3 protein-coding genes and 1 pseudogene are annotated in these 3,625 nt (G+C 76.0%); 1 reads left to right on the forward strand and 3 read right to left on the reverse strand.

Going from position 1 to position 3,625, the window contains the following annotated elements:
* Positions 1-44 precede the first annotated feature (44 nt).
* The 3 genes and pseudogenes from AC0CYZ_RS23500 to AC0CYZ_RS23510 all read right to left on the reverse strand — a co-directional run.
* Positions 45-617 (reverse strand): annotated as a pseudogene (locus tag AC0CYZ_RS23500) (formate dehydrogenase); the annotation flags it as partial.
* Positions 618-772: 155 nt separating this feature from the next.
* Positions 773-1,660, reverse strand: a complete 888-nt coding sequence (locus tag AC0CYZ_RS23505; protein ID WP_472219823.1) for an oxidoreductase — start codon at positions 1,658-1,660, stop codon at positions 773-775.
* 95 nt (positions 1,661-1,755) lie between these two features.
* Complete coding sequence (locus AC0CYZ_RS23510) at positions 1,756-2,733, reverse strand: FAD-dependent oxidoreductase (protein ID WP_472219825.1); 978 nt, start codon at positions 2,731-2,733, stop codon at positions 1,756-1,758.
* A 62-nt stretch (positions 2,734-2,795) separates the two neighbouring features.
* On the opposite strand from AC0CYZ_RS23510, the gene AC0CYZ_RS23515 reads away from it, so the two are divergent.
* Entirely contained in the window at positions 2,796-3,212 is a 417-nt protein-coding gene (locus AC0CYZ_RS23515) for an SRPBCC family protein (RefSeq protein ID WP_472219827.1), read from the forward strand.
* Positions 3,213-3,625: the final 413 nt, after the last annotated feature.

The following is a 3,625-nucleotide window of genomic DNA, read 5'->3' on the forward strand; positions in this document are numbered from 1 at the left end:
CGACCGAAGCTGGTCCCCAGACCGGGGACGGTGGAGCTGTGTCAAATGCGCGCCTGGTTCTCCACCTGGACGGCGCCGAGCGCGGTGTAGAGCTTCTTGAGGAGGTAGTTCTCCTCGTTGTCCAGCGTCGCCCCGCCGAGGTGGGCCAGGCCCAGCGTGCGGTTGAGCACGCGGCCCTCGGCGTCGGTGTCCTGCCAGGTCCGGGCGCGGGTGTCGACGACGCGGTCGGCGATCATGTCCATCGCCGTGTCGAGGTCGAGGTCCTCCCAGTCGGTCCCGCCGGGGCGCCGGTAGCGCACCTTCGTGACCCGTGACGGCGAGGTGACCAGCGAGAGGCTCGAGGACCCGCGGGGGCAGAGCCGGCCGCGGCTGATCGGCGAGTCCGGGTCGCCCTCGATGTGGGTGACCCGGCCGTCCTTCGAGTAGATGCGCTGCCCGCAGCCGACCGCGCAGAACGGGCAGACCGACCGCGTCACGGTGTCGGCGTCCTCGGTGCGCGCGCGCCACGGGTCGGGCGCGTTCGAGCGCACCGCGGCGCCGCGACCGAGCGGGTCGGGTCCGGTGACCTGGCGGGCGAGCGGCCAGCGGCGCAGGGCGGCCGCGAGGGGCCGGGGCATCTCCACGGGAGACCTCCGGGAGGGACGTCCTGGTGTCGCCCGGCGGGGCGGCGGAGGGTCCGGCTGGGGAGGTCAACCGTCGACGGGAACGCTGCCACCACGGGCGGGCGCCCGCAATCCGGACCCGCCGCCGTCCGCGGCGGGCCCGGCCACGGTCAGCGTCCGATGCCGTCCAGCTCCGCGACCGCGTCCGCGGGCAGCTCGAGGCCCGCGCCGGCGACGTTCTCGCGCAGGTGCTCGACCGACGACGTCCCGGGGATGAGCAGGATGTTCGGCGAGCGCTGCAGCAGCCACGCCAGCGCCACCGCCATCCGGCTCGCGTCGAGCCGCTTCGCCACGTCGTCGAGGGTCTGCGACTGCAGCGGCGAGAAGCCGCCCAGCGGGAAGTACGGGACGTAGGCGATCCCCTGCTCGGCGAGGGAGTCCACGAGCGCGTCGTCCTCGCGGTGCGCGAGGTTGTAGGCGTTCTGCACACAGACCACCGGGGCCACCGTCTGCGCCTCGGCGACCTGATCGGCGGAGGCGGTGCTGATCCCGAGGTGGCGGATCAGGCCCTGCTGCTGCAGGTCGGCGAGCACCCCGTACCGCTCGGCCACCGGCTGGGGCATCGGCCCCATGTGGTCGTCGTGGTCGGCCTCGAGGCGCAGGTTGACGACGTCGAGGGCGTCCACGCCGAGGTGGCGCAGGTTGTCGTGCACGGCGGTGCGCAGCTCGTCGGGCCCGAGCGCCGGCGGCCAGCCGCCCTGGTCGTCGCGGCGGGCGCCGACCTTGGTGACCAGGACGAGGTTCTCCGGGTACGGCGCGAGGGCCTCGCGGAGGATCTCGTTCGTGACGAACGGGCCGTAGAAGTCCGAGGTGTCGATGTGGTTGATGCCGAGGTCGACGACCGTGCGCAGCACCCGGATCGCCTCGTCGCGGTCCTTGGGCGGGCCGAAGACACCGGGCCCGGCGAGCTGCATCGCGCCGTAGCCGACGCGGGTGACCTCGAGGTCGCCCAGGGGAGCGGTGCCGCCGGGGAGGTCGTGGGCGGGGAGAGCAGGCATGATCGCCTTCCGTCGTGATCGGGGTACGGCTCCACGGTGCGCCGCCGGCGCCGCCGCGGCGAGGGACCCGTCTTCCTGGGACCGTGGGTCCCAGGCTAGGTGGGCCCGAGGTCGTCGGCCCGTCGCACGACCTCGTCGGCGCACCCCCAGGCCAGGGTGATCCCGGAGCCGCCGTGCCCGTAGTCGTGGATCACCGGGGTGCCGTCGGCGAGGGTCCCGCGCTCCAGGCGCACCGTCGGGCGCGCCGGGCGCAGGCCGGCGACCGTGCCCAGCACCGTCGCGTGCGCCAGCGCCGGGACGAGGTCGGTGCAGCGCGCGACGATCGCCGCGGCCGTGGCCGGGTCCGGCGCGGTGTCCCAGGCGCCCTCGTCGAGGGTGCCGCCGAGGATCACGTCGTCGGCCCGCGGGTGGACGTAGGCCCGCCCGCCGGGGTGCTCCTCGTCGCGGACCGACAGCGTGAGCCCGGGGTTGGCGACGCGCACGATCTGCCCGCGCACCGGGACCACGGCGTCGTCGGGCACGAGCGTGCGCGCTGCGAGGCCCGGTGCCGCGACGACGAGGTCGGCCGGGTGGGCGGGGTCGGCGGCGCCGGCGGCCTCGTCGAGCCGGTCGAGGCGGCGGGTGACGAAGCGCGCGCCGCGCTCCGCGACGTCGGCGGCCAGCCAGGGCAGGTGGACCGGCATCTCGACGAGCGGGACCGCGAAGCGCAGGCCGTGGGCGTAGCCGGGCGGGAGCTCGTCGGGGCGCGCCGGGCGCAGGTCCCCGAGCGCAGCGGTCCACCACGGCCGCCCGGGGTCCGCGCGGTGCAGCGTGAGGCTCTCGCGCATGACCACGCCGGGGACCCCGCGACGAGCCTGGTCGGCGAGCTCGGTGAAGGTCGCCGAGCCCCAGGCGAGCACGCGGTCGCGGGGGTCGGCGCGCGTCGGGAACCAGACGGCCGCGGCGAGGTGGGAGGTGGACTCGGCGGTGGGCCGGTCGGCGAGCACCGTGACCCGCCAGCCCCGGTCCAGCAGCCGGGAGGCCGCGGCGAGGCCGACCATCCCGGCCCCGACCACGGTGGCGCGTCGTGTCACGGTCCCGATCGTGGTCCCGGTGCGCACCGGGCGCAGGGGCGGGCCTGGCAGGATCGTGCGCCGTGACGTCTCCGGACACCGACGCCGGGACCCGGCACGTCTCGCGGGTGATCGCACGCCCGTGGCGGGAGGTCTACGAGTACGCCGCGGACCCGCGTCACCTCGTGGAGTGGGCGTCCGGGCTGGCGTCCGCATCGGTGACCCCGCGCGACGACGGGTCCTGGCACGCGTCGTCCCCGTTCGGCGACGTGGTGGTGCGCTTCGCGGCGGGAAACGACCTCGGGGTCCTCGACCACGTCGTCCGCATGCCCGACGGCACCGAGGTGCTCAACCCGATGCGCGTCCTCCCCCACGACGACGGCGCGGAGGTGGTGTTCACCGTCCGCCGCCGCGTGGGGACGACCGACGAGGACGTCGCCGCCGACGCGGCCGTGGTCGCGGGGGACCTGGAGACGCTGCGGCGGATCTGCGAGGGCTGAGCGGCCCGGCCCCTCCTCTGCGTGGCACCCCGCGGCGTGGCAGCAACGGCACGTTCCTGACGTCAGACGTCAGAACGGCGCCGTTCACTCGTCGGCCCACCCCACGGCCCCGCGGCAGCAACGGCACGTTCCTGTTGTCAGACGTCAGGACGGCGCCGTTCAATCGTCGGCCCACCCCACGGACCCGCGGCAGCAACGGCACGTTCCTGGCGTCAGACGTCAGAACGGCGCCGTTCACCCCTCGGCGAGCCGACGGGGTCAGCCCGCCGGCGCCGGAGCGGCGGGAGCGGCCGGGGCGGGGACGGCCGGCGCACCAGGAGCGGCCGGGGCAGGGACAGCGGGCACCGGGGACGCACCGGGAGCGGCCGGGGCGGCCGGGGCAGCGGGAGCCCGTGCGGTCCCCTGCTGCTGCA

The organism is Actinomycetospora sp., assembly GCF_055612215.1.